The following is a 1,857-nucleotide window of genomic DNA, read 5'->3' as shown; positions in this document are numbered from 1 at the left end:
TCATCGACGCGAGCGTCGAGAAACAGCCGACGAAGGAGAACATCGTTCGGACGCTCCGCCTACTCGCGCGTGATGCGAGTCGGGTGACGATTGCGACGGACTACGACCGCGAGGGCGAACTCATCGGGAAGGAAGCGTGGGAACTCGTCCGCGAGGTGAACGAGGACGTGCCCATCCAGCGCGTTCGGTTCTCCTCGATTACCAAAAACGAGGTTTCCTCGGCCTTCGAGAACCCGGACGAACTCGACTTCGATCTGGCGGCCGCGGGTGAAGCCCGCCGCCCGCCGCCGCTCGGGTCCACGAAGCGGGCGCGGACGCGCTCAGCGAACTCGAAGGCGTCGTACCGACCGAGGAGTTCGAAGACCTCCGGTTTCCCGACCCGACCGTCCGCGACCGCTCCGCGACCGGCGAACTGCTCGTCGTGGACGACTTCGGCAACGCCATCACCAACGTTCCGGGCGAGTTCCTGGACGGCGTAGACGAAATCGACGTGAACGGCCTCCCCGCGCCCGTCGAACCCTCCTACGCCCACGTCGCCCCCGGTCAACGCCTCGTGACGGTCGGCAGTCACGGCAACGTCGAGCTCGCGGTCAATCGAGGCCGCGGCGACGAGGCGTTCAGTGTCTCCGTGAGCGAAGCGAGCGGCGGCTCGTCGGACGAGTCCACTGGCATCGAGGTCGGCGACGAGATTCGCCTCGATACCCGACCGAAACGGTGAACCCGATTCGGTCGTCCCTTTTCGCATGGAGACGACGCGACATTTCACGGCCACGACGTACGTCGTCCACGACGGCGAGTGTTTGCTCCACGACCACGACCGACTCGGTATGCTCCTCCCCCCGGGCGGCCATCTCGACCGGGACAACTCCCCCGAGAGGCCGCGATGCGCGAAATACGTGAGGAGACGGGGTTGGACGTGACGCTCCTCGAATCGGAGACGAGCACCGATGCCGACTTCGGTCGGGAACTCGCGCCCGCGGAACACACTATGCTCTACGACATCGACGCGTTCGACGGCGAGGTCGCACACCAGCACATCGATTTCGTCTACTACGGCGAGGCGTCCAATCGAGACCTTACGCCGGACGACGGCGAACGCGCGACCGATTGCTGGCGGTGGTTCTCGCCGGACGAACTCAGAACGCGACGGCGTGACCGAGGAGGTCGTGACGCTCGGCATCGAGGCCATCGAACGCGTCGAATCTCGATCGCGTAACCGGGATTAGGTGGTGTATAATAAGGTCCGTTCGGTGATTGCTGGCGTTTATGAGTATCATCGACCGCCTGCTCGGAACCGACGACGACGACGAAGACCCCCGACCGACCTACGTCTGCACCGGGTGTGGAAAGGCATTCGACGACGAGCGGGAACGCTGTCCGGATTGTGGCAGCGAGCAGGTCGTCTCTCCACGTCACTGACGACTAGTCAGTTATCTTCCAGTGTCGCCGTTTTCGAATAACCAACACATGTAAGAAACCAAACATCCGTGAACAGGTGTTTAGAGAGGCTTAGCAGGCGTATAATAATGGCACTGCCCACACTCGAACAAATCGAGAATGAGATTTGTCAGCCGGGTTGGTCTGGGGCTGGGGCACGCGGACTCGACGCGGTTCGAGTGTAAATCGTGCGGTGCGTCGTACGAACTCGACCGGCAGATGTGCACCGAATGTGGTGGGCATTGCATCGGGTATTGCGAGTCCTGGCTTCAGGAAGAACTTCGCTCGCGGACATCGAGCAATCGGTTCGACTGAGACGGCGACCGTACGGAGAAGGCAACCGTAAGCACCCGCAGAAGCGAACCGCCGTCATTCCAGTCGCGAGCGGACGTACTTCGTCACGTGGTCGTCCATCCGCCG

The 1,857-nt window shown here is 62.5% G+C and carries 1 protein-coding gene and 3 pseudogenes; all 4 read left to right on the top strand.

What is annotated here, in order from left to right; all coding sequences use genetic code 11:
- Window positions 1-281, top strand: a pseudogene (locus BG842_RS27285) (toprim domain-containing protein); the annotation flags it as partial.
- Window positions 281-718: pseudogene (locus BG842_RS06610) on the top strand (SAM hydroxide adenosyltransferase); the annotation flags it as partial. The pseudogenes BG842_RS27285 and BG842_RS06610, both read left to right, overlap by 1 nt.
- A gap of 25 nt (window positions 719-743) precedes the next feature.
- Window positions 744-1,226: pseudogene (locus BG842_RS06605) on the top strand (NUDIX hydrolase).
- 40 nt (window positions 1,227-1,266) lie between these two features.
- Window positions 1,267-1,419 (top strand): hypothetical protein, encoded by a 153-nt coding sequence (locus BG842_RS29630; RefSeq protein WP_175424089.1) that lies wholly within the window; start codon window positions 1,267-1,269, stop codon window positions 1,417-1,419.
- Window positions 1,420-1,857 lie beyond the last annotated feature (438 nt).

Origin of the sequence: Haladaptatus sp. W1 (assembly GCF_001723155.1) — an archaeon.
GTDB lineage: Archaea > Halobacteriota > Halobacteria > Halobacteriales > Haladaptataceae > Haladaptatus > Haladaptatus paucihalophilus.
Note: the sequence above shows the minus strand (reverse complement) of the source record. Positions and strands in the feature narration are given on the sequence as shown.

Coding starts and splice junctions, on each gene's coding strand:
- BG842_RS29630 (WP_175424089.1), top strand. CDS start 1,267: ATGAGTATCATCGACCGCCTGCTCGGAACCGACGACGACGACGAAGAC.